We start from the raw sequence: 20,691 nt of genomic DNA on the forward strand, positions 1-20,691 counted from the left end.
GCGCTACTGCGCCGCCTGCGCCCAGCTCCGCCCGCGTGCGGCAGCGTCGGCATAGAGGTAGCCGCGCGTCCGCGGCACCGCGTACTGCTTCTTCGACAGCTGAAGCTGGTAGACCGCCTGGTGCTGTTCCTCGAACGCCGTCTCGCAGGCAGCAAGGTAGAACCGCCACATCCGCACGAAGCGCTCGTCGTACATCTCGAGCACGCGGGGCAGGTTCGACTCGAACCGCTCGCGCCAGTGATGCAGTGTCGGACCGTAGTGGCCGCGCAGCACCTCGATGTCCGCGGTCCAGAGCCCGGCATTCTCCAGCGGACCGGCGAGGTCCGACAAGGCCGGAACGTATCCGCCCGGGAAGATGTATTTCAGGATCCACGGCGAGGTCGGTGACGGCGGACCGGTCAGCCCGATCGTGTGGATGAGCGCGATGCCGTCCTCGTCCAGAAGTTCGCCGACCTTGTCGAAGTAGGTCGGGAACTGCGGCGGCCCGACATGCTCGAGCATGCCGACGCTCACGATCCGGTCGAACCGCTCGGTCACGTCACGATAATCCTGAAGCCGGAAGTCCGTGCGCTCCGACACGCCCTGCTCGGCCGCGCGCGCCTGCGCCGTGCGATGCTGGTTCGACGACAGCGTCACTCCCGTCACGTGCGCGCCGTAGTCGCGCGCCAGCGTCAGCGCCATGCCGCCCCAGCCGCAGCCGATATCGAGAACGCGCATCCCCGGCTCGATCCGGAGCTTGCGGGCGATATGGTGCTTCTTGGCCTCCTGCGCCTCGTCCAGCGTCATGTCCGGCCGCTCGAAATAAGCGCAGGAGTACTGCATGTCGCGGTCGAGGAAGAGCCGGTAGAGGTCGTCGGAGATATCATAGTGATGCGCCACGTTGCGCCGCGCGCTGCCCGGCGTGTTTCGCAGCGCGAAGGTCTTGGCCATATTGCGCCACGCCTGTACCGCGCTCACCCATTTCGGCATCGCCCCGCCGCGCTCGCGGTTGCGCACCAGAAGCGCCACGAGATCGAAAAGCTCGTTGTCGGCGACCTCGATGCGCCCATCCATGTATCCCTCGCCCAGCGCGAGCACCGGCGACAGGCACAGCGCCCGCGCCATCGCCCGGTCGGCGATGCGCGCCCGCGCGGCGAATTGCTCCGGCCGGCCGTATCGCGTCACCGATCCGTCCGGCCATTCCACGGTCAGTTCGCCCAGGACCACCAAGCGCCGCAGCATGCGGTCCACGACAGATTCCCACATTGCCACCCCCTTCATTCAGCTTGACACTACGGACCCCGCCGGTCTCACAGGATGTTAGGGCAAACTTACACATGCGACAAATCGCACGGACCTTCGCTTGACTTCGGACTGCATCGCCTGTGTATCGGCGCCTGACTTCGCGCCAATCCGAAAGGCAGATCCGACATGCACGCCTATCGCAGCCACACCTGTGCCGATCTCCGCCGCGACCATGTCGGGCAGGAGGTGCGCCTCGCCGGATGGGTCCACCGCATCCGCGACCACGGTGGCGTGCTCTTCGTCGACCTGCGCGACCATTACGGCATCACGCAGGTGCTCTGCGACCCCGACAGCCCGGTCTTCGCCGAGGTCGAGCGGATCCGCTCGGAATGGTGCGTGCGCATCGACGGCGTGGTGAAGGCCCGCGACGAAAGCCTCGTGAACCCGCGCCTGCCCACCGGCGAGATCGAGGTCTACATCCGCGACGTCGAAGTGCTGGGCGCCGCCGAGGAGCTGCCGCTCATCGTCTTCGGCGATCAGGAATACCCGGAGGAAACCCGCCTGCGCTACCGCTACCTCGACCTGCGGCGCGAGGCGATGCAGCGCAACATGACCCTGCGCTCGGACGTCGTGCAAAGCCTGCGCAAGCGGATGTGGGACCAGGACTTCCGTGAATACCAGACGCCGATCATCACCGCGTCGTCGCCCGAGGGCGCCCGCGACTTCCTCGTGCCCTCGCGTCTGCACCCCGGCAAGTTCTACGCGCTGCCGCAGGCCCCGCAGCAGTTCAAGCAGCTGATCATGGTTTCGGGGTTCGACCGCTACTTCCAGATCGCGCCCTGCTTCCGCGACGAGGATCCGCGCGCCGACCGCTCGCCCACCGACTTCTACCAGCTCGACATGGAGATGAGCTTCGTCGAGCAGCAGGACATCTTCGACACGATACAGCCGGTGATCCAGGGCGTGTTCGAGGAGTTCGGCGGCGGCCGCAAGGTCGACGCCGACTGGCCGCAGATTTCGTACGCCGACGCCGCTCTATGGTACGGAACGGACAAACCCGACCTGCGCAACCCGATCCGCATGCAGGTGGTGTCCGACCATTTCCGCGGCTCCGGCTTCGCGATCTTCGCCAAGCTCCTGGAACAGGACGGCACCGAGATCCGCGCCATCCCCGCGCCTGGCGGCGGCAGCCGCAAGTTCTGCGACCGCATGAACGCCTTCGCCCAGAAGGAAGGGCTGCCGGGTATGGGCTACATCTTCTGGCGCGACAAGGACGGAGAGATCGAGGCGGCTGGCCCCCTGGCCAAGAACATCGGCCCCGAGCGCACCGAGGCGATCCGTCAGCAACTCGACCTCGGCGTCGGCGACGCGGCGTTCTTTCTCGGCGGCAAGCCGGCGAGCTTCGAGCGCGTCGCCGCCCGCGCCCGCGTCACGATCGGCGACGAACTCGGCCTGACCGACACCGACCGCTTCGCCTTCGCCTGGATTGTCGATTTCCCGATGTACGAGGCCGACGAGGAAAGCGGCGACATCGACTTCTCCCACAACCCCTTCTCGATGCCGCAGGGGGGGATCGCGGCGCTCGACGGCGACCCGCTGCAGGTCAAGGGCTACCAGTACGACCTCGCCTGCAACGGCTACGAACTCGTTTCCGGCGCGATCCGGAACCACAGGCTCGACCTGATGTTCAAGGCCTTCGAGCTTGCCGGCTACGGAGAGGAAGAGGTGCGTCGCCGCTTCGGCGGGATGGTCGGCGCGTTCCGCTTCGGCGCGCCGCCGCACGGCGGCTGCGCGGCCGGGATCGACCGTATCGTCATGCTGCTCGCCGACGAGGAGAATATCCGCGAGGTCATCATGTTCCCGATGAACCAGCGCGCCGAGGACCTGATGATGGCCGCCCCGTCCGAACCCGCGCCCGAGCAGCTTATGGAGCTGCGCCTGCGCGTGATGCCTGAGGAATAACCCTCCCGCCACCGCCCCGTCAGGCCATCGGGCCAAAAGGTCCGCCGGCCGCCCCGGCCGGACTCCGGGCGGGCGACCCGCCGAGGCGTCAGCGCCTGCAAACGCTCCGCTGTCCGAACGGCGTGGGGCCGGCCCGTACCAGCCGCCCCATCTTCTTCTTGGTCGAAATACTCCGGGGAGCGCGAGGGGCAGCGCCCCTCGCTCCACCAGTGCGCCACGCGGCCCCGCCGCCAGGATCAGACCGGAACGGCGTCGCGCATGCGCTCGGCCACGAGCGCCGACAGGCCCCGCCGCATCTCTTCCACAGGCTCGCCGCGCGCCTCCGCGTCCACGAGCCGGGCCGCGCGCTCGGCGAGGCGGGTGTCCCCGGCGCTGCGCGCCACCCCGAGCAGGAAGCGGGCGGCATAGTCGGTACGCCCACGGTCCGGCGCGGCGCCGAGCACGGTCGCCGCGTGAGCGATATCGTCGAAATAGGCGAGCGGATCCGGATCGACGCGTCCGGCATCGGCGTGCCGCGGCCCCGTCGGCCGCCGGTCGGCCGGCAGATGCGCGAGGATCTGCGCCTGGATCGCCGCCACGCCGTCCAGCGGTTTCCCGAGAAAGCCGTCAACGCCGGCGTCTCGTGCGGCCGCCTCGGCCGCCGGGTCGCCGCTGATCCCCAGGAGGACCGGCACCCGCGGCACCGCCGCGGCGAGTTCGGCGATCAGCTCGGCGCCGGACCCGTCGGGCAGGCCCATGTCGATGATCGCCACGCACGGGCGATAGACCGAAAGATGCCGGCGGGCCGACCGCAGGCAGTCGGCGCGACGCAGCCGGGCGCCCGAGCGCACGCAGATGAGACGCAGCGCGTCGCTGGCGTAGCGGCTGTCCTCGACCAGCAGCACCGTCAGCCCGAGCAGCGGCCGCCGGGCGGTCGGACGCAGGGATGCGAAAGTGTCCGTCGGGCTGTCCATTCTGGCCTCCTCTTGCGTTCGTTATGAACCAACATGATCCCTATTGTGGGCGCCGGTCGTGAATGGGCGGTTAATGGCCGCAGGGCGGACGCTTGCACCTGACGCGCGCGGCGGTGCATATCCCCGCCATTGCGGCGCGAGGACGAGGAGACCCATCATGATCGGCCGGCTGAACCATGTTGCCATCGCGGTGCCCGATCTCGAGGCGGCCGCGGCGCAATATCGCGACACGCTCGGGGCGTCGGTCGGCGCGCCGCAGGACGAGCCCGATCACGGCGTGACCGTCGTCTTCATCGAGCTGCCCAACACCAAGATCGAGCTGCTCTACCCGCTGGGTGAGGACAGCCCGATTCGCGGCTTTCTCGACAAGAATCCCTCCGGCGGGATTCATCACGTCTGCTACGAGGTGGACGACATCCTGGTCGCGCGCGACCGGTTGAAGTCGCAGGGCGCCCGCGTGCTGGGCTCAGGCGAGCCGAAGATCGGCGCGCATGGCAAGCCGGTGCTGTTCCTGCACCCGAAGGATTTCAACGGGTGCCTCGTCGAGCTGGAGCAGGTCTGATGTCCATCGCCTCGGCCATCGTTCTCTACGCGGTCTTCTGGTTCCTGATCTTCCTGATCGCCATTCCGATCCGGCTCACCACCCAGGGCGACGCCGGGGAGGTCGTTCCGGGAACGCACTCGGCCTCGCCCGAGGTGCACAATCTCGGGCGCAAGGCCTGGATCACGACCGTCGTCGCGGCCGTGCTGTGGGTGATCGTGGCGGGCATCATCGTGTCGGGGGTCATCAGCGTCCGCGACATCGATTTCTTCAACCGGATGGGGCCCGGGCCTGAAGTCCGTGAAACAGGTGGGTGAAGGTCGCGGCGCCGAGGATCGGCACCAGCAGGTTCACCACCGGAACCGATAGCGGCAGCGCCATCAGGATCCCCGCGACCCAGATGACGCCGCCATGGCGCCGGCGCAGGATCATCGCCTTCTCTCGTCCGACGCGCCGGATCGCGGCCAGCGTGTAGTATTCCCGACCGAGGAGGTAGCCGTTCATCGCCCAGAAGATCAGTGGCGAGAGCGGCGGCAGCATCAGGTAGATCACGAAGGCGGCGAGGTTCGCCGCGATCAGGACACCGAGAAAGCCCAGCGTGTCGCGCACCTGGTCGGTGAACGGCACGCGCCCGGCCGGTGGCAGCGCCGGGTAGTGCCGGTCCTCCACCGCCTGCGCGACCTCGTCGAGAAACATCGAGGTGATGGCCGACGCGACCGGCACCATCAGAAAGATCGACATCAGGAGCATCAGCAGGATCGACCCGGCGCTCAGCAGATCGTCGATCCACCGGACCTCGCCGATGAGCGGCAGGGTCAGCGTCTCGGGCGATAGCCAGCCCACGAGCCACAGGAACGCGGCATAGAACACGAAGAGAAGCGCGACCGTCAGCGCGAGACCGAGGTAGAGAACGCGGCGAAAGCGCCGATCCTCCGCCAGCTGGCCCAGAGAGCGCAGGAACGCGCCGACGATCATGCCTCGACCCAGGTGGTGATCGCCTCGATGTCGGGGCGCGGACGCTCGGGCGGCACCGATCCCTCGGTTCCGATATGCACGAACCCGGCGATGCGCTCGTTCGCCTCGAGGCCGAGATGCCCGGCAACGAAGCCCCGGTCATGCGCCACCCACCCCGACAGCCAGTTGGCGCCCCATCCGGCCGCCAGCGCCGCGTTCAACAGCGCGAGGCAGACCGCGCCGGCGGAATAGGTCTGTTCGATCGGCGGGATCTTGGCCGATTCGCGCTGGATCTCGACCACCGCGACGCAGAGCGGGCTGTCGGCGAATTGCGCGCGGCCCTTGGCCGCCTGCTCCGCCCCGAGCTTGAGCGTCTCGGCGCGGTCGAGCGCCGCTTCGGCCAGCCGTGCCAGCGCCGGTTCGCGCAGCACGAGGAATCGCCAGGGCTCCAGCTTGCCATGATCGGGCGATCGCGCCGCGGCGGTCAGCATTTCGCGCAGGCTTTCGTCATCGGGCGCGGGCGCCCTCAGCGTCTTGGCCGGCCGCGACCGCCGGGTCAGCAGGAAGTCGAGTGCGGCGTCGTTGCGGTGCGGCATGCCAAATCATCCTTGAAACCCCTGTGCCGCTACTTCGGCAATCGGCGCTTGGGTTTCAAGCGCTTCCGGCCCACCGTCGCGGCGCGCCAATTCAACGACAGGCCGCGCGGTTCCGGTCCGGATCAGCGGGACTTCGTGCGCGAATAGACGCCCTCGGGCAGTTGGATCGCCGCGGCGAGGTCGCGCATCTGGCTGATCGACAGGGTGATTCGGCTCACGCTGTCGGTGCGCGGATCGTATTGCTCGACGGTGATGCACTCCTCGAAGGAGTTGACGATCACGTCTTCCTGCAGGGGCGCCGCGCCTTCGTCGACGAGGGTGACGACGGTGGCGTCGAAATCGTGCTCTACACTGAACATGTCCCGAGCCTAGCCGCGGTGCACGGCCTTGCCTAGCCTCTCGCGCCGGCGATGCAGGGCAAAGAGCGCCGGCGCCGCTGCGTAGTCATAGAGAATGTCCGCCACCTGGCGCACGCCCGGCGTTTCGATCACGCGGGCCAGCCAGCGCAGGCGTGGGATTCGCCGCCACACGCGGGTAAAGGCCGGAACGCCATCGTAGAGCGTGCCGTCCTCCAACACGTGAAAGCGGCGCGCTGCATCCCGTTTCGTCAACCCGAAGTCGGACAGCTCGCCCTCCGAAAGGCCGCGATAGCCGATGTCGGGATCGTCCGCGGTCATCCGCTTGTAGCCGGCGACCTCGCGGGCGCAGATCGGGCAGGTGTCGTTGTAGATCACGGTCAGAGCGCGCGTCATGGCATATGACGTAGCCGCGCGGACGCATGCGCCAAGACGTGATCAAAAAGGTGTGGCCCCGCACCAGAGCGGGGAATAGGTCTGGAAGCTATAGCCTTCGCGACGACGGAGCCGCCCATGCGCTGGATCCTGCCCTTTCTCTTCGCCCTCCTCGCAGCCTGTGCGCCGATCTACGTGCAGCAGAGCCCGGGAGGTAGCTCTCCGCAGAGCGCACCACGGCCCGAGACCCGCACCGCCGCCGGTCCGCCGACGGATGCCCGCGCACAGGCGGCGGCGCGCACCTTCGTCGAGGTGACGCGCACGGTGGAACCACTCGCCGAGGCCGAGTGCCGCCGCGTGTCCCCGCAGCAGAACTGCAACTTCATCATCGTCGTCGATGACCGGCCCGGGCAGCCGCCGAACGCGTTCCAGACCGTCGACCGCGCCGGGCGGCCGATCCTCGCGTTCAACCTCGCGCTCATCGCGTCGGTCGAGAATGCGGACGAACTCGCCTTCGTCATGGGACACGAGGCCTCGCACCACATCCTCGGCCATCTCGCGCGGAGCCAGCAGAACGCGGCGGTCGGCGCGGTCGTGTTCTCGGGTCTCGCCGCGATGACCGGCGCAGGCGAAGAAGCCGTGCGATCCGCCGAGCGCTTCGGCGCCGCGGTCGGCGCGCGCAGCTACTCCAAGGAATTCGAGCTGGAGGCCGACCAGCTCGGCACGATCATCACGAAACGGTCCGGCTACGATCCGATCAACGGCGCGCGGTTCTTCACCCGAATTCCGGATCCCGGAAACCGCTTCCTCGGGACCCATCCGCCGAACTCGGCCCGGATCGACGTGGTGCGCCGGACCGCCGCGCGCCTCTGACCGTGCCGTTCGGGCGCCTTGACCCAGATCAAGGCGCGCGCGACCCCGGCCCGGCATGCTCCGCCTCGTCAGATCGACCGGAGGATGCCGACCATGCTGAGCCGCGATGTATTGAAACGCCACGCCGCGCTGGTGGACCGCATGTCCGACACGCTGGGCATCGACCTCGAGGAACGCGCGCTGCGCGGAGACGTTCAGATCCCCGAGATCAACGACGCGGTCCTGGCCTGCGCCGGATGCAGCCAGCCCTATGCCTGCGAAAGCTGGCTCGCCAAGATGGCCGCGCCACAACCGGCCCCGCCCGAGTATTGCAGGAACGCCGACCTGTTCGCGCGCCTCTCGCCCGACGACTGACGCACGCGCCCGTCCGTCAGCGTGTCAGTTGCGGTTGTCGCGCAGGTACTGGGCCGATTCCTTGATGTCGGAATACTGGCCGGACGGGCGGAACCGCCACAGATAGTCCGGCACGACCGCCTCGAGCGACATCGGCTCGATCCCGAGATCCGCGAAGGTCTTGGCATCGCCCGATACCACGTTGTCGCGGCGCAGGTTCGCCACCTGATCCGCGGTCAACGGCGCCGAGATGAGGTCGAAGCTCATCCGCTGGAGCAGGCCGAACGCCCCGCCCATCATCGAGGCGATCCAGAACGGGATGTTCACGATCAGCTTGCGGCGCCGAATCACGCTCAGCATGTAGACCATCAGCTCGCGGAACGTGTTCACGTCCGGCCCGCCCAGTTCGTAGGTTCCCGGTTCGGCCTCGCCGCGGATGCCCTTCACGGCCGCTGCCGCGACGTCATCGACATAGACCGGCTGGAACCGGGTACCGGCCCCGACGACGGGCAGGATCGGCCCCATCTTCGCCATCCCGGCGAACCGGTTGAAGAACTCGTCCTCGGGTCCGAAGACGATCGAGGGCCGCAGGATCACCGCGTTCGGATAGGCCTCGCGCACCGCCCGTTCGCCGGCGGCCTTTGTCCGCGCGTAGGCGCTTCGCGCCGAGTCGTCCGCGCCGATGGCCGAAATCTGAACGAGGTTCGGAACCCCGAGCTCGGTCGCGATCCGCGCAACGCGCTCCGCGCCGCCGGTCTGCACCGCCTCGAAGGTGTTCTTGCCGACCTCGGCAAGCAGCCCGACGCAGTTCACCACAGCGTCCGCGCCGCGCATCACGTCGCGCACGCTTTCGTCGTCGCGGATGTTGCAGAAGACCGGCTCGACCTGGCCGACCACGCCGTAGGGGCGCACCCAGATCGCATCGTTGGGGCGGCGCACGGCCACGCGGACGCGCCAGCCCAGCTGCGCCATGCGACGCGCGATGTAGCGCCCGATGAAGCCGGATCCGCCGTAGATGGTGACGAGCTTCGCGTAGGGCATCTCGGTCTCACTTTCGTCTGGCGCCTGCGTTGACCCGCTATGTATCGGCGCCGGTCCGCCCGGACAAGCCGCCGCCGCGCCGCACCATGCGCCGCGCGGACCCGATGCCGGCAAAATCGCCGTTGACACTGTTCTGGCCCGGGTCTAAACGCCCCGGCACGCTCCCGTGCCCAGGTGGCGGAATGGTAGACGCGCCAGCTTCAGGTGCTGGTGTCCGTATGGACGTGGAGGTTCGAGTCCTCTCCTGGGCACCAATCAACCCGCTTAACGGGTTGGTTAAGAACAGATTTTATCAATCGCGCAAAGCTCTATACACCCTTTGATCCACCCTGCTGCGCACGGTGACCGTTACGCTTTTGCACTCCTGTGGTCGGATGACTAGGGCCTGTAGAAGCTCACCATGATCATCGGGCCTCAGCGATTTTAGGCCGAGAACCCTCGGGTCACCTTATTTGCTCGCCGACGGTATAAATCTAAGCATCGTGAGTAACAGGCCTAACGCCTACTTCATAAACAAGTACGCCACCAAACCAAAGGCTATGGTTATTGCCAGATTGAAAATTGTATTCCACCTCAACCTGAATCCCTGCAGAAGCCTGTTAACTGTTCGAACCACGACAAAGTCTGCGGGATCTGTCTTGTGAGTAAACATGACCCAGAAACAAGAAAGCAGGAGAGTATATCCAATTGCCCTAATTGGCTCTGACGCAACGAATGTCGCGACATCAATCAGGCCGGAATGCACCTCGAATTCTGCAGATCCATCGAGGCGAGCATAGAATACAGCCGCCGTAAACAACCCCGCCAGCGCGAAGAAAAAGTTCCTGAATGTTTCGATGCTTGTGTATCGCTTTTGGTCGAAGTGTTTGATTTGCTCGCGAGACACCTCCAGCGACTTCTCAAGCTCATCGACATGAAACATTTTCGCACTTGGACTTCTCTCGCCATATGCGCGATAAAATGATTGAGCGTATGCCAATATACCTGCTGCCCTAAAAAGGGCTTTCTCATTCTTGTAACGCTTAAATCTTATAATCGCTCGGTATAGGGAAAACAAAGTTTCATCGACCCAGCGCTCAGCACCAGCCTCATAACCCGCTGTCGGCACAAGCTTCGTGATAGCGTCGTGTGTTTGGTGATGGTGCTGATGAACATGACAAATGTCTTTCAAGAAATAGAAAGCTTGATTCGCCAAGACATACTCCAAGTGCGCTCCGAAGCCGTCTACGCGACCGACGTCCGAGAGCATTGAAACGCCACTCTTCCCGGGCCTTTCAATGCTTACCGCAACCGCCCAGCAAGCGGATTCTCTTGTATCTCTTTTGAGTCTTTCGTTGAAGCTGTCGTCATCCGATTTGAACCACGCCTTTAAGCGCTGGATCAAGTCCGAGTTCTTTGCTTGTGGAACGACAAAGACAGTTCCCGAGCTCTCTTCACCATCATCAGAAACTGATAGCTCAAGAACGAACCAGAAGTTACCACTTATGCCGATCAGGTGATTGGCGAGAAACTCTCGGAAGAATTTTGCTACGTCCGTGCCTTCGGAATAAGGGACCAGTACATCCAAAAGATCACGCCGCTGCAGCACGAAGACTGTTCGGCCAATATCTTTCCGCACACACCTATTGGGAAAAGAACCTGTGCCAATTGTTGTGAAGGACAGATTTCCGGTTACCGTCGGAACCCAACCAAGGTAATCGTGCATTAAATCGCGCGGCGCCCGATCACATCATCGATGGCTTCTGTGCTTAGCCGTCTCTGCTCTTCCAATTTTCCAGTCTTGAGATTGATCGCTACGCCGTGGCTTGCACGACCGTCAATATCTTCAACGTCAGACCTCAGCCGACCACTCCAAACAGACCAAATATCGGTTGGAGTAATGCGTCGATTGGCTTCATACGCGTCACGACCCCATACAAGGGTTCGTATTGTTATAAACGCAAATGCAAGTGCGAGGACACCAGAGGACACGCCGATTAAAGTTCTGATAACTTCGATAGAAATATCAAGCATGGTTTTCCACTGTGCGAGACGCAAACTTCCTTCCGAATCAAAGCGGCCGGGAGTCCCGGCCGTGTGAGTAAGGTAGTAGCGAAGACGTCGATTGTAAAGTTTAAACCGCAACGCGAACCTTGCACGTCAACTCGGTAGCGAAATGAGCGAACTATCAGCGAGCGGCCGTTGAAGCCTTTGAGCGTCACCCCGAGACGCAGCCAGCCAAGCTTCTCGCTCAACCGTCGTTGTCAGGGTGACCGGCATCGCCGTCGGGTGAACGTTCGCGACCTCGGCGTTCGGCTCGGTCGCAAGAAACCCGTACAGGTCCGCCGTTACCTCGCCTTCCTTCATCTTTCGCACAGACGTCCAGCCTGGCACGAAGATCCCAGCGAAGAAGGCAATCGGCCGCGTCTCATCGAGCGCGAACCAGACCGGCTCATATCTTCCCTCAGCGTTCCGGCTTGGCTCCGAGAACGCCGTTAACGGAACAAGACAACGATGCTGCGGCCTGAGCCAGCGCCGCCAGTGCCGTGACTTGGTGTTCCGGACGTTGGTAACGCCCTTGTCCACCTTCTTGCCCTTCAGAGCGAACTGAGGCGACGACGACCCGAAGCTTGCCCGCCTGGTGTTTGATTGCCGCCAAGGGGCGCGGCCCATCAATCTGGGGCAGCCGCCCTAACGACCTCATAGAGGCCGCGAACCTCATATTGGACCGGACATGAGAAAACCGAACAGACCTTGCAAAAAGTCGGTCAAGGGATGAAGCGTATCTTGGAGTTTAGACTGAAGGGCGCTACGCTACGAAGATTGTGATTTGATCCTCTTCAGGAGAACAATCAAAAATGTTCAGATCCGTCTGGATGTGGATTAAGGCGCAAGGGCCGGCGCTTCTAGCAATCGAGCGGATCGTTTTGACAATTGCTGGACTAAGCGGCCTTCTGGTTTTTTGGCAGTTCTGGGCCGAGCGAGATGATAGGCGCTTGGAGCGTATGTCTTCGTTAATCGTAGCAATTAACACTTGCGACACGGAGTTTCGGGATGCGGCAGACGACATCATAGCTTCACGCAACCCCCTCGATCCGAAAGTTGCGCAAAGTATTTATTATCGGGCTGCGGCTGTAACTACCTTGATGTGCCACGAATTGGACGTACTTTTGGCCTCCGACGCTATAGCTGAGCAATTTGATGATGATTTTTGGCGGCGGGTTTTTGTAGCTCAACTTTTCAAGAAGGATCCTGAGCTGCTTGAATATTACAGAAAGCTCGACGCTACCTCCGAGAATGAGGATTGATAATGCCGCCGGCTATAAATTACCTGCAGATTAGCGTATGGGGCATAAATCCCTATCGCGCTGGAGACACGCTGCTGTGAGGCTTTTCTGCGGCCCCGCAATCAGAATATCGACTACACAAGCGGTTTCCTGTTAATGCAATCTACGACCTACGGCACATCCGAAAGCCTACGTCGACCGAAGAAAGTCCCGACCCCATGAACTGCATAGCGATCATCGCTGTCACTGCCGCCATGATCGTGGATGGCGACACCGTTCGGCTGGATGGTCCAAACGCCCGCCTCACTGGCGTCGGGAACGCGCCCTTCGATACCCCTGAGACGTACCAGGCCGAGTGCGGCTACGAAGCTGAGGTTGGAGCTGCGGCGACCGAGATGTTGCAGTCTCTGATGCCCGGAAACCTCTGCATCATCGAACGCGGGGGTGGCGGCTACGGCCGAGACCTGGGCATCCTGTTCGGGCGTGACGGCGAAGACGTGCGCGAGCCACTGATGCGTGCGGGCCTCGCTCAGGCGTCAAAGAATGCAGACTGGTGTCGCTAGGAATTTCCCGTTTCGAGCAGGCGATATCGACAGGAAATGTGAAAGCGGAAACCGAGCACGTGAACGTTACGACTGCTTTCATAGCCGCCTCCATTTTCCTCCCGGTCATTGGAGCAAATCTTATCGATGGAACGAAGGTTGAGGAAATCGCCTTCGCCCTCTCGCAGAGCTTCAGAAAGCTTCGCATTGACTACCATGATCTCACGTTGCTGTACGATGAGGGGGTCGCCAAAAACTTCTGCTCAGACTACGCATTCATTGTAGCAGCATCAGCAGTTTTTTACGCTCTCGCGTTCGGGAGATGGTGGAAGAAAAAGGCGAATGGCGAAATCAGACCTACAGATGCCTCGCAGAGTACTGGTAGGTTCCTTTCAAAGATGCTTTTGGCGTCTTTTGGAATGATGTGTCTTGCGGGTCTATTCGTCTTCATCCGCCCGACCCCGTGGGAAATGAACGAACACCGTTCGGCGATAAGTCTCGATCCGTCTCTTTCCGGTAAAATTGTCATCTCGACCATATCAAACTTTCTTTGGATGACAGTTTGTGCCGTGTTGATATGCGTTCGGCTCTTGGCGCGTCATCGACTTGGCCGAGCATGATTTCGAAAGCCAGTGAATGCCGTTTCTTTCCACAGCTGGGAGACCCGTCCCTACGCGAGCATCGCGCTGCAGCAAACCGCAAGGTTGGAGCGCTGCTCACCCCTTGACGCGCAGGTCGGGTCTCCCGGTCAAAGACGCTAGCCGTCAGCTCCGCCCGATCAAATGCGGCGGTCCTAATTCCTGGTGGGAGTTGCACAAGAGAGACTTCAGGGATGGAGGGTCTCCCCGCTCTGACGCTGCCTGCGTCTGCGCCAGTCCTGATAGTGTTCGCTTTAGGGAGGACGCCGCCGCGAAGACAAACTGGGAGGAGTCGGGGTAAGCTCTCAGCATCTCTCAGCGGAGGTGAGCACGATGTCTGGACGCGCTGAACTCGAAAAGATCCACCTGGCAACCATCTCCGAGATTACGCGCGGGCCTGAAAGCGAGCGTGCGCGCCTGATCGAGGAGTATAAGCGACGCTCGGAGGAGGCCTTCGCGCCCACGACGCGCCGGAACTACGTCCAAATGGTCGCGATGTTTCGCGAGTGGTGCGCGGAGAGCGGCCATGACCCGACGCCGCCCGTCAGCGCCGGCACAGTCGCCGCGTACATCGACTACCTCGGTGGGAAGGTCCGGCCCACGACCATCGGCTTGCGCCTTTGGGCCATCAACGAGATGCACCGAGCGTCCTTCACGCCGTCGCCGTGCAAGCATCGGCTGGTGGAACTGGCGCTCAAAGCGGTGAAGCGAACATATGGCGCGCATATCCGGCAGGCCGCGCCGCTGTCGAAGCCGGAGGTTCTGGCCACCATCGAGAGGCTCGGCACCTCGCGGATCGAAATGCGCGACAAGGCCTTGCTGTGGATCGCAAGCGACAGCTGGTGTCGGTCGGCTGAAATCACAGCCTTCCGGGTGCGTGACCTGGAAACGCAGAGCGATGGATCGAGCCTGCTTTTTGTCGCCCGGTCAAAGACGGATCAGTACGGCGAAGGCGCGTACGCCTACCTGTCCCGTCGAGGGACCGAAGCGGTTCTCGCCTGGATCAAGCTGGCTGCTCTTGGCATGGACGAGCCGATCCTGACGAAATCGCAAAAGGGAGCGCAGCGCACGCCCCTCGATCCGGCGACTGTCTCCAGGATCATGAAGCGGCGCACCGGCCGGCGAGACGTCAGCGCTCACAGCACGCGCATAGGCGGCGTACAAGACGCGTTCAGGCTAGGCTGCGACCTGTCGAGCATCATGGTCGCTGGACGGTGGAACTCGCCCGAAATGCCCGCGCGGTACGGCAGGCGCATACTGGCAAGCCAATCGGCTGCTGCACAGGTCTGCGCTGCGTTCGAACAAACCGAGGGTCAATCCGACACGCATCGTTAACCCGGCATTAACTCCTAATCTGCACAGTGAGTCCCGCGAGCAAGGTGGATGAGGAACGCATGGCGTGTGGGTGCCGCAGACGCATAGTTGAGCTTGAGCGGGCGTTGGCGGAGTACATGCTGCTGTATGGCTCTACGCTGAGAGCGCGGGCAGCAATGATCCGGCTCGACGCGTCACGCGCGAGCCTCTATCCGCACTCGGAACCGGTGGATGTGGAGCCAGACCGGCCGTAATCGCGGTAGCCTGGCCCCGGTTCCACCCCCCAGAAAAACGCGGGCCTCTCACGGAACAAGGCAAAAGTTAGGCCGCGCTCTTGATCCGTACACCTTGGAATGCAATGGATTATTGCAAGCTCGGAATTCGAAAACTGCGTCCACCCCGATAGGTAGAGGCGAGATGTCGAATACACCTGAAGCCTCAGAGCCATTAAGAATGAGCCGCGGGACCCATCGCACCATGCGATTGTGCGCCTTGGGTGCGGATCGATGAATGATCCGATTGATATCCAAGGGATATTCGGCGCGAACCTGCGGCAGTTGATTGACGAGCAGCAGGACGGAAACGTGTCTCAAGTAGCCCGAGACATCCCGGTGAACCGAACTCAGCTCAACAGGTATATGGCCTCGCAAGCTTGGCCCGGGCCCCACGTGCTGGCGCGCATATGCCGCTATTTCGATGTAGACGCGAGAGTGTTGCTGGAGCCCCTCAACGAAATACGCAAAGAGTCCTCGCAAGACCCACCGGAATGATCGGCCGCGGGCATGTGCCGGCGACAATGCGCCGCCAGCACGAGTTTATTCAGTGGCAGTGATACGGTTCGGATCCTGCATGGCAGCATTGGCCAGCGGGCGAATCCTTGCGGCACCCGCCGCCATGGTTAACGGTCTCCACCGAAAGGGAAAGTTGCCCGACGTTCGCCGGAGCAGACATTACCGGCGTGCCAACTGTCAGCAGCGCACAAACCATCCCAAACGCAATCTTTTTCAATTCCAGTCCCTCTTTTTTCGTCACAAGCCAAGAGGTAGCATGTGCGCGGTGACGCGGGTCAAGGCTTTCTGAAAATGCTTGGATAATTTCCATTAAGCATGGCCTAACTGTAGATGGTTATCGCCGTACCGACGAAACGTTTCCGGTGCAGAAACACGTTAAGCCGCCGCGTCGTATTTCGAGGGCTATGAGGCAAGCCACTGAGAAATCGGGTCTAGCCAGTGCATACAGTGATAGGTGGATACTGTGGAAATGATCGGAGGTCGAACCAGCGGAACCTTGTACCGTCTGGGTTGGCAACCTCTCCAGTCTGGATCGGCCGTTCTCCCCGACGGATCAGCGCCGCCCGGAACGCCCGCAAGTCGATCAGCCACCACCTGTCGATACCTCCCCACTCGTTCGCGTGGCCATAGAACATCCAATCGCCATGTCCATTGACGATTTTGGACAGCTCCGTTTCTCCACCTGACGGCAGCCCCGACCGGATCGTGAACTGGTGCGGGAAGCGCTCTGCGTAGCCCGGCCGGCGCACGCGCGCAGCAATGCGAAGGTCCTTGCCGTCGAGCATCAGCAAGTCCGTCGCCTGCCGCATATCCAAGGCATCGGGCGCAGCCTGCAACAGGTGCGCCCCGACGATGTGCTTGATCTGGGGAATGAACTGGTCCGACCAGGACCTGTTCTGCTCGTAATCGCGAGCGATCATGTTCATGCAACGTTACCCTATTTAGGGGAGCGGAGGGCGCTGGGGTGCTCGCGCCCTCCGAAGTCACTCATGCGGCCCCCTGCTCCTCCACGACGCGGGTGAATGTCTGCATGGCGTCATCCACGTCAGTGCCTTCAACAATGAGCCGGAGGGTGAAGACGAGCGCCTTCTTCTCGTTGTCCGACAGGTTTCGGGTCGCTTTCATGAACGGCTTCCGCTGCTCGGAAAAAGCTCGGTGGGACCGTAGGAGTTCCCCAACGTCACCGGTCAGCAGCCAGTCCAAGCTGCCGTTGGCCTCATCGCAGAACGCGATCAGGTCGTCTGTCAGCACCGCTTCGCCATCGGCAATCTCGATCCCGACGGGCTCGATGCCCGCCGCAGCAGCCAGCAGATCCACACGCTCACGCAGGGCTGCCGGAGACCGTTGTGCATGGGTCGTCCTGTAGGCCCGCAGGAGCGGCGTCACATCGCCCAGGAAGAGCCAGTCCAGCGAAAGCTCCTGCTCGCGCACGAAGTCCATCAGTTCGTCCGTAGGGGCGCCCTCGGCGTCCAGAAGCGTTGCCGGCGGCTCTGCGCCCACAATCTCACAGAAGCGCTCCATGCGCGTCTCTGCGGCCTGCATCTCGTACCAAGGCAGGCGCCCCGAAGCCTTACCGTCGAAGCCGGGCACCGGCTCTCCGATGAGATTGCACGCCTCGCCGAGGATCTGGCCGATGCCATCACCGGTGAGGCCAAAGTCGCCGTGCGACGTATAGGCCAGCACCTTCGCCGCGAAGTCAGCCGCGCTCTGGCTCGGGATCTCCAGCATCGCGTCCTCGATGCGCATCATCTCTTCCACAGCAGCGTCGCAGTCCTCCTCCGAGGTGCCGTGAGCGCTTGCGCGGAGCTGTTTCCACTCGTGGTACATCTGCTGAATTGCTGTCGTCATGTCGTCCTCCTGAGGTTGTCGCTTCGACTACCGTGTAGTAGAAATAGCTACAGGGTTAGCGCATAGTCAATACCCTGTTAGCGAAAAAGCATACAGGGATGTCGAATGACGCCGGAGCAGTTGAGAATGGCGCGAGCAGCGGTGAAGCTAGGCGTGCGCGAATTGGCAGAAGAGGCGGGCCTCTCCTTCACGACGGTGAGCCGCTTCGAAACCGGGAAAAGCGGGTTGCAGCATAAGAGCGCGGAAGCCCTACGCCGCGCCCTCGAAGGGCGGGGCATCCAGTTCTTGGAAGACGGACAGGTTGCCGAGGGCGTCGGCGTTGCGGTGCGCAAGGAGGCGTAACCTACGAGGCACGCTTGGGACCGCTTGCAAGATAGCCTGGGCTGGGCTCTCGTTGTATCCGCCTACTGATTTGAAGCCCGCCTGCGACGACGGAATGGCGGTGCCTAACTTCTAGGTCAACAAAGACAGTGTTGGAGAGTGTATTGAGCCTTGAGCAAGACCCAGATGCAAATGTCCTCTACTATATTGCTGAGCTTTACCGAGAAATTTCGGCGAAGGACGCAAAGGAAAAGCTAAATCAAGCATTCACTGGATTGATCGAAGAGCTGCCGCCCATTGATGCAAAGCTGCGTATCCTTTCTTTGTTCGATGACGCCATTCACCTAGTATCACACCTCTCGATAAGAGAAGACAGAATAAGGAGGAGACTAGAATTCATCCAAGAAGCGAAGGGCCGCTTTTTAACTGCTTGCTCAAAAGAAACCGTTGACGAGTTTAAAAAAACTTCTCGCGCACAAGCGACCGCGGACCTTCTAGAAAGTTCCGGAGATGCAGTCTCTGAAGCAAAGCTCGATTTTACTCAGCCTCTGGATCGATCAGGATTCTTGGCTACGACAGATGAACTGATAGAGTTTGTTTCGAATTCAGGCCTGCCCTCTCTACAACGAAAGGTGATGATTCTAGAGCTGAATGCTCTGTCACGCACAATGCGTGAATGCCACGATGCTACAGATGACCAGATACGCAGACGCGTAAAGTGCATATACGCGGACTTTTGCAGCGAGTTTGTCGTATTGGACCGCCAGCACGAAGATGTTCTTGACGCGGTAACTAGGTGGGCCAAAGGCGCGATGAAAGTCGGGATCTTTGCATTAGCCCTAGCTGCCGACACAACTTCCTTGGCGGGCTACATAAGTGGCCCAGACGGGCCACGGGCACTTCCAAAGCCCGATGACAACTAAAATGAACCATCTGACTGCAACGGTGACGTGCCGAAAAAACCTAAGCTCCTGTTGAAAACTAAAATCGCAACGTCAACAGATGTGGACACGAATGTAATGAGCAGTCACCTACCGCTTGGCATCCGACGAGCCACCTTTATAACCTGTTGCACGGTCTTCACTGACATCTTCCGCTAACACCCGGCGGCGAAGATTGCTCAATCGCCTCAATCTCCTCCTTCGAAAGCTCGCTGCGTTCGCCAGTGATCATTCCGTACTCCATCGAGACGTTCGCCCCAGCATCGGTAGCATCAGCGACCATCAAAGTATTGATGATCGGCGTGCCGCCGGGATTAAAACGCATCCAGACTGTAGTCGTTAGAGACATGTGGTCTTCACGGTTCGTCCCGTCTTCGGGACGGGTCAGGAAAACGTCTACATAGTCCAAGGCGTTTGCATCAGCTTGCCTGCGAGCAATACCGGCTGCTTCTGCAACCAGAGCGTCTCTTTCCTTCAGGTCGGAGGTGGCAAATATCTGCGCCCTAGCCTGTCCAGCTGCGCTCGTATCTTCATACGCCCAAACCTCGCAATCAGCAGTGGCGGAACCAACCATTCCGACAATGATAGCTATTGCGAGCATTGCACTTGCTCTTGCGGTCTTCCAGTTTCTACCGGTTTTCATTGGCAATACACATAGCTCAAAGTGCCGCGATACTTATTCGAGGACACTGGGTCGGAGCACAACACGCGGCCGCGCGCGTAGATTGACATACCACCCAAAACGCCGTTTGTTTCAATCCAAACCCTTTTTCTACTAGTGGAATTCCAGCGCATGCCATTTGCTACGACCGATGAATCGCACGAAATGTACTTCCCGATGACCAGTGGGTTCCGACAGATGGCTTGACCATTCACTTGGACAATGTAATCGACCAGAATGCCTTCGGCGAAAGCTTGCGAGCCGTCAGTAACTACAGTGTTCACTTGGGCAGTACTTGGTGTGCTTAAGGCAGCAGCAGCCAAAGTGACAAAAACTATGCTCCTGACTGACGTTTTCGTTTCTCCGACTTATTCCAAACGAGACTTCTCAAGTGAATTTGCTCATCATGTGGCAGCGCAAGGGTTTTCCAAACGTTCAGATTTTTTACATAGCTTACGGCCAGTTCTCATACAACAGAGCGTTGAAAATCTACCGTAAAATGCCCTTTTAAACAGAGCTTCACGCCTTCAACGGGCGTCTTGTTCGTTGTCCTTTTTGCCTGATTGGTTGGTGGTGAAGACGAGACGTCTTTAACCGACGAACCGGCCGAGGCAACCGAGTAACCAATCCTGGCTTAGACTGCGAGCCTCTGCGCAGGGGCCGCAGTCACTTCGCCGTACTCGATCAGCCGCTGCATCATGGCGACAACCAGCGCGCGCGCTTCTACCGGCGTATGGCGGGACTGCTGGTCGCTAATGCGGACGACTTGGCGTGTAACGTCGGCGAATTCTGCGTCCGAGCGGATCTGCGGAAGCCTAGCGAAGTGCCTGGCAGCAATCGCCATGCCGGCTTCGTCGAGTTTGTATAGGCTTGGGTCTGCCATGTTGCGGGCTCCTCCAGCTGCTGGGGGCGTATCTGAGACCAGCGTGGCGAAACGCGTTACATTCTAAGACGAGAGTGTGACCATCCGATTTTCGTAACGTCTTGCGAACGCGAGCGTGCGCCTATCAGAGCGTTGGCGTCGGGCTCCCAGATTATCCGCATATCTTGCGCCGAGCGCGCTCCACAACGCTGGCAACGCGCTCGGGGAAGTATCTCGGCACGAGATGTTGTCGCTGACATGGGCCACGGCACCTTGCCGTGATGCCCACATGCACACTC

General features: G+C 61.4%; 26 protein-coding genes and 1 tRNA gene. 12 read left to right on the plus strand and 15 right to left on the minus strand.

All coding sequences use genetic code 11. From position 1 onward, the window contains the following. Positions 1-3 precede the first annotated feature (3 nt). Complete coding sequence (locus ROJ8625_RS04450; protein WP_085790611.1) at positions 4-1,245, minus strand: SAM-dependent methyltransferase; 1,242 nt, start codon at positions 1,243-1,245, stop codon at positions 4-6. A gap of 165 nt (positions 1,246-1,410) precedes the next feature. Here ROJ8625_RS04450 and aspS point away from each other — a divergent pair, with 165 nt between their 5' ends. After that, positions 1,411-3,186, plus strand: coding sequence for an aspartate--tRNA ligase (gene aspS, locus ROJ8625_RS04455; protein ID WP_085790612.1), 1,776 nt, complete (start codon positions 1,411-1,413; stop codon positions 3,184-3,186). Between the two features lie 236 nt (positions 3,187-3,422). Here the strand turns inward: aspS and ROJ8625_RS04460 are convergent, their stop codons facing one another. Further along, the gene (locus ROJ8625_RS04460) at positions 3,423-4,139 is read right to left on the minus strand and encodes a response regulator (protein WP_085790613.1); all 717 of its coding nucleotides are present in this window, start codon (positions 4,137-4,139) and stop codon (positions 3,423-3,425) included. A 157-nt stretch (positions 4,140-4,296) separates the two neighbouring features. On the opposite strand from ROJ8625_RS04460, the gene mce reads away from it, so the two are divergent. After that, on the plus strand, positions 4,297-4,701 hold the full coding sequence (gene mce, locus ROJ8625_RS04465; RefSeq protein WP_085790614.1) for a methylmalonyl-CoA epimerase: 405 nt from the start codon (positions 4,297-4,299) through the stop codon (positions 4,699-4,701). Then, positions 4,701-4,997, plus strand: coding sequence for a DUF1467 family protein (locus tag ROJ8625_RS04470; RefSeq protein ID WP_085790615.1), 297 nt, complete (start codon positions 4,701-4,703; stop codon positions 4,995-4,997). The genes mce and ROJ8625_RS04470 overlap by 1 nt, the downstream gene beginning before the upstream one ends. Here ROJ8625_RS04470 and ROJ8625_RS04475 read toward each other — a convergent pair. The 4 genes from ROJ8625_RS04475 to ROJ8625_RS04490 all read right to left on the minus strand — a co-directional run bounded on the left by ROJ8625_RS04475 (position 4,951) and on the right by ROJ8625_RS04490 (position 6,982). Then, complete coding sequence (locus ROJ8625_RS04475; protein ID WP_085790616.1) at positions 4,951-5,655, minus strand: EI24 domain-containing protein; 705 nt, start codon at positions 5,653-5,655, stop codon at positions 4,951-4,953. The two genes, ROJ8625_RS04470 and ROJ8625_RS04475, sit on opposite strands and share 47 nt — an antisense overlap. Next, complete coding sequence (locus ROJ8625_RS04480) at positions 5,652-6,230, minus strand: nitroreductase family protein (protein WP_085790617.1); 579 nt, start codon at positions 6,228-6,230, stop codon at positions 5,652-5,654. Before ROJ8625_RS04480 ends, ROJ8625_RS04475 begins: the two co-directional genes overlap by 4 nt. Before the next feature lie 122 nt (positions 6,231-6,352). Continuing rightward, positions 6,353-6,589, minus strand: a complete 237-nt coding sequence (locus ROJ8625_RS04485; protein ID WP_085790618.1) for a DUF8831 family protein — start codon at positions 6,587-6,589, stop codon at positions 6,353-6,355. A gap of 9 nt (positions 6,590-6,598) precedes the next feature. Continuing rightward, complete coding sequence (locus tag ROJ8625_RS04490; RefSeq protein ID WP_085790619.1) at positions 6,599-6,982, minus strand: thiol-disulfide oxidoreductase DCC family protein; 384 nt, start codon at positions 6,980-6,982, stop codon at positions 6,599-6,601. 117 nt (positions 6,983-7,099) lie between these two features. Here ROJ8625_RS04490 and ROJ8625_RS04495 point away from each other — a divergent pair, with 117 nt between their 5' ends. Next, positions 7,100-7,834: a M48 family metallopeptidase gene (locus tag ROJ8625_RS04495; protein ID WP_085790620.1), complete on the plus strand. Its 735-nt coding sequence runs from the start codon at positions 7,100-7,102 to the stop codon at positions 7,832-7,834. 93 nt (positions 7,835-7,927) lie between these two features. After that, complete coding sequence (locus ROJ8625_RS04500) at positions 7,928-8,188, plus strand: DUF6455 family protein (protein ID WP_085790621.1); 261 nt, start codon at positions 7,928-7,930, stop codon at positions 8,186-8,188. Positions 8,189-8,212: 24 nt separating this feature from the next. Here ROJ8625_RS04500 and ROJ8625_RS04505 read toward each other — a convergent pair whose 3' ends face one another. Beyond that, positions 8,213-9,208 carry a complex I NDUFA9 subunit family protein gene (locus tag ROJ8625_RS04505; RefSeq protein WP_085790622.1) on the minus strand — a complete coding sequence of 332 codons (996 nt, stop codon included), beginning with the start codon at positions 9,206-9,208 and terminating at the stop codon, positions 8,213-8,215. A gap of 168 nt (positions 9,209-9,376) precedes the next feature. On the opposite strand from ROJ8625_RS04505, the gene ROJ8625_RS04510 reads away from it, so the two are divergent. Then, positions 9,377-9,462, plus strand: a tRNA-Leu gene (locus tag ROJ8625_RS04510). A gap of 248 nt (positions 9,463-9,710) precedes the next feature. Here ROJ8625_RS04510 and ROJ8625_RS20555 read toward each other — a convergent pair. From ROJ8625_RS20555 to ROJ8625_RS04520, 3 genes are all read right to left on the minus strand, one after another. Then, positions 9,711-10,913, minus strand: a complete 1,203-nt coding sequence (locus tag ROJ8625_RS20555) for a hypothetical protein (RefSeq protein WP_143535033.1) — start codon at positions 10,911-10,913, stop codon at positions 9,711-9,713. After that, positions 10,913-11,221: a hypothetical protein gene (locus ROJ8625_RS20560; protein ID WP_143535034.1), complete on the minus strand. Its 309-nt coding sequence runs from the start codon at positions 11,219-11,221 to the stop codon at positions 10,913-10,915. Before ROJ8625_RS20560 ends, ROJ8625_RS20555 begins: the two co-directional genes overlap by 1 nt. Positions 11,222-11,347: 126 nt before the next feature. Beyond that, positions 11,348-11,860 (minus strand): SOS response-associated peptidase family protein, encoded by a 513-nt coding sequence (locus ROJ8625_RS04520; protein WP_085790624.1) that lies wholly within the window; start codon positions 11,858-11,860, stop codon positions 11,348-11,350. 185 nt (positions 11,861-12,045) lie between these two features. Between ROJ8625_RS04520 and ROJ8625_RS04525 the strand changes: the two genes are divergently transcribed. From ROJ8625_RS04525 to ROJ8625_RS04535, 4 genes are all read left to right on the plus strand, one after another. After that, positions 12,046-12,495, plus strand: coding sequence for a hypothetical protein (locus tag ROJ8625_RS04525; RefSeq protein WP_085790625.1), 450 nt, complete (start codon positions 12,046-12,048; stop codon positions 12,493-12,495). A gap of 197 nt (positions 12,496-12,692) precedes the next feature. Further along, positions 12,693-13,037, plus strand: coding sequence for a thermonuclease family protein (locus tag ROJ8625_RS04530; RefSeq protein WP_085790626.1), 345 nt, complete (start codon positions 12,693-12,695; stop codon positions 13,035-13,037). Further along, positions 13,028-13,636: a hypothetical protein gene (locus ROJ8625_RS20565; protein ID WP_159456719.1), complete on the plus strand. Its 609-nt coding sequence runs from the start codon at positions 13,028-13,030 to the stop codon at positions 13,634-13,636. Before ROJ8625_RS04530 ends, ROJ8625_RS20565 begins: the two co-directional genes overlap by 10 nt. 351 nt (positions 13,637-13,987) lie before the next feature. Next, a complete protein-coding gene (locus tag ROJ8625_RS04535; protein WP_085790627.1) occupies positions 13,988-14,989 on the plus strand; it encodes a site-specific integrase in 1,002 nt (333 codons plus the stop codon). Positions 14,990-15,787: 798 nt separating this feature from the next. On the opposite strand, the gene ROJ8625_RS21300 is transcribed toward ROJ8625_RS04535, so the two are convergent. The 3 genes from ROJ8625_RS21300 to ROJ8625_RS04545 all read right to left on the minus strand — a co-directional run bounded on the left by ROJ8625_RS21300 (position 15,788) and on the right by ROJ8625_RS04545 (position 17,607). Continuing rightward, positions 15,788-16,069: a hypothetical protein gene (locus ROJ8625_RS21300; protein ID WP_143535037.1), complete on the minus strand. Its 282-nt coding sequence runs from the start codon at positions 16,067-16,069 to the stop codon at positions 15,788-15,790. Between the two features lie 121 nt (positions 16,070-16,190). Beyond that, positions 16,191-16,685, minus strand: a complete 495-nt coding sequence (locus ROJ8625_RS04540) for a hypothetical protein (RefSeq protein ID WP_085790628.1) — start codon at positions 16,683-16,685, stop codon at positions 16,191-16,193. Between the two features lie 61 nt (positions 16,686-16,746). Continuing rightward, a complete protein-coding gene (locus ROJ8625_RS04545) occupies positions 16,747-17,607 on the minus strand; it encodes a hypothetical protein (RefSeq protein WP_085790629.1) in 861 nt (286 codons plus the stop codon). Between the two features lie 105 nt (positions 17,608-17,712). Between ROJ8625_RS04545 and ROJ8625_RS04550 the strand changes: the two genes are divergently transcribed. Both ROJ8625_RS04550 and ROJ8625_RS20580 read left to right on the plus strand, forming a co-directional pair. After that, positions 17,713-17,949: a helix-turn-helix domain-containing protein gene (locus tag ROJ8625_RS04550; RefSeq protein WP_085790630.1), complete on the plus strand. Its 237-nt coding sequence runs from the start codon at positions 17,713-17,715 to the stop codon at positions 17,947-17,949. Positions 17,950-18,092: 143 nt separating this feature from the next. After that, positions 18,093-18,851 carry a hypothetical protein gene (locus ROJ8625_RS20580; protein WP_143535038.1) on the plus strand — a complete coding sequence of 253 codons (759 nt, stop codon included), beginning with the start codon at positions 18,093-18,095 and terminating at the stop codon, positions 18,849-18,851. 157 nt (positions 18,852-19,008) lie between these two features. Here ROJ8625_RS20580 and ROJ8625_RS20585 read toward each other — a convergent pair whose 3' ends face one another. Further along, complete coding sequence (locus ROJ8625_RS20585; RefSeq protein WP_143535039.1) at positions 19,009-19,470, minus strand: hypothetical protein; 462 nt, start codon at positions 19,468-19,470, stop codon at positions 19,009-19,011. Between the two features lie 694 nt (positions 19,471-20,164). Then, a complete protein-coding gene (locus ROJ8625_RS04555) occupies positions 20,165-20,413 on the minus strand; it encodes a hypothetical protein (RefSeq protein ID WP_085790631.1) in 249 nt (82 codons plus the stop codon). Positions 20,414-20,691: the final 278 nt, after the last annotated feature.

It is taken from the genome of Roseivivax jejudonensis (genome assembly GCF_900172265.1).
GTDB lineage: Bacteria > Pseudomonadota > Alphaproteobacteria > Rhodobacterales > Rhodobacteraceae > Roseivivax > Roseivivax jejudonensis.

What these genes read in the sequence shown, in the direction of transcription:
- ROJ8625_RS04450 (WP_085790611.1), bottom strand. Translation starts at nt 1,245, where the DNA reads ATGTGGGAATCTGTCGTGGACCGCATGCTGCGGCGCTTGGTGGTCCTG.
- aspS (WP_085790612.1), top strand. Translation starts at nt 1,411, where the DNA reads ATGCACGCCTATCGCAGCCACACCTGTGCCGATCTCCGCCGCGACCAT.
- ROJ8625_RS04460 (WP_085790613.1), bottom strand. Translation starts at nt 4,139, where the DNA reads ATGGACAGCCCGACGGACACTTTCGCATCCCTGCGTCCGACCGCCCGG.
- mce (WP_085790614.1), top strand. Translation starts at nt 4,297, where the DNA reads ATGATCGGCCGGCTGAACCATGTTGCCATCGCGGTGCCCGATCTCGAG.
- ROJ8625_RS04470 (WP_085790615.1), top strand. Translation starts at nt 4,701, where the DNA reads ATGTCCATCGCCTCGGCCATCGTTCTCTACGCGGTCTTCTGGTTCCTG.
- ROJ8625_RS04475 (WP_085790616.1), bottom strand. Translation starts at nt 5,655, where the DNA reads ATGATCGTCGGCGCGTTCCTGCGCTCTCTGGGCCAGCTGGCGGAGGAT.
- ROJ8625_RS04480 (WP_085790617.1), bottom strand. Translation starts at nt 6,230, where the DNA reads ATGCCGCACCGCAACGACGCCGCACTCGACTTCCTGCTGACCCGGCGG.
- ROJ8625_RS04485 (WP_085790618.1), bottom strand. Translation starts at nt 6,589, where the DNA reads ATGTTCAGTGTAGAGCACGATTTCGACGCCACCGTCGTCACCCTCGTC.
- ROJ8625_RS04490 (WP_085790619.1), bottom strand. Translation starts at nt 6,982, where the DNA reads ATGACGCGCGCTCTGACCGTGATCTACAACGACACCTGCCCGATCTGC.
- ROJ8625_RS04495 (WP_085790620.1), top strand. Translation starts at nt 7,100, where the DNA reads ATGCGCTGGATCCTGCCCTTTCTCTTCGCCCTCCTCGCAGCCTGTGCG.
- ROJ8625_RS04500 (WP_085790621.1), top strand. Translation starts at nt 7,928, where the DNA reads ATGCTGAGCCGCGATGTATTGAAACGCCACGCCGCGCTGGTGGACCGC.
- ROJ8625_RS04505 (WP_085790622.1), bottom strand. Translation starts at nt 9,208, where the DNA reads ATGCCCTACGCGAAGCTCGTCACCATCTACGGCGGATCCGGCTTCATC.
- ROJ8625_RS20555 (WP_143535033.1), bottom strand. Translation starts at nt 10,913, where the DNA reads ATGCACGATTACCTTGGTTGGGTTCCGACGGTAACCGGAAATCTGTCC.
- ROJ8625_RS20560 (WP_143535034.1), bottom strand. Translation starts at nt 11,221, where the DNA reads ATGCTTGATATTTCTATCGAAGTTATCAGAACTTTAATCGGCGTGTCC.
- ROJ8625_RS04520 (WP_085790624.1), bottom strand. Translation starts at nt 11,860, where the DNA reads ATGGGCCGCGCCCCTTGGCGGCAATCAAACACCAGGCGGGCAAGCTTC.
- ROJ8625_RS04525 (WP_085790625.1), top strand. Translation starts at nt 12,046, where the DNA reads ATGTTCAGATCCGTCTGGATGTGGATTAAGGCGCAAGGGCCGGCGCTT.
- ROJ8625_RS04530 (WP_085790626.1), top strand. Translation starts at nt 12,693, where the DNA reads ATGAACTGCATAGCGATCATCGCTGTCACTGCCGCCATGATCGTGGAT.
- ROJ8625_RS04535 (WP_085790627.1), top strand. Translation starts at nt 13,988, where the DNA reads ATGTCTGGACGCGCTGAACTCGAAAAGATCCACCTGGCAACCATCTCC.
- ROJ8625_RS21300 (WP_143535037.1), bottom strand. Translation starts at nt 16,069, where the DNA reads ATGGAAATTATCCAAGCATTTTCAGAAAGCCTTGACCCGCGTCACCGC.
- ROJ8625_RS04540 (WP_085790628.1), bottom strand. Translation starts at nt 16,685, where the DNA reads ATGAACATGATCGCTCGCGATTACGAGCAGAACAGGTCCTGGTCGGAC.
- ROJ8625_RS04545 (WP_085790629.1), bottom strand. Translation starts at nt 17,607, where the DNA reads ATGACGACAGCAATTCAGCAGATGTACCACGAGTGGAAACAGCTCCGC.
- ROJ8625_RS04550 (WP_085790630.1), top strand. Translation starts at nt 17,713, where the DNA reads ATGACGCCGGAGCAGTTGAGAATGGCGCGAGCAGCGGTGAAGCTAGGC.
- ROJ8625_RS20585 (WP_143535039.1), bottom strand. Translation starts at nt 19,470, where the DNA reads ATGCTCGCAATAGCTATCATTGTCGGAATGGTTGGTTCCGCCACTGCT.
- ROJ8625_RS04555 (WP_085790631.1), bottom strand. Translation starts at nt 20,413, where the DNA reads ATGGCAGACCCAAGCCTATACAAACTCGACGAAGCCGGCATGGCGATT.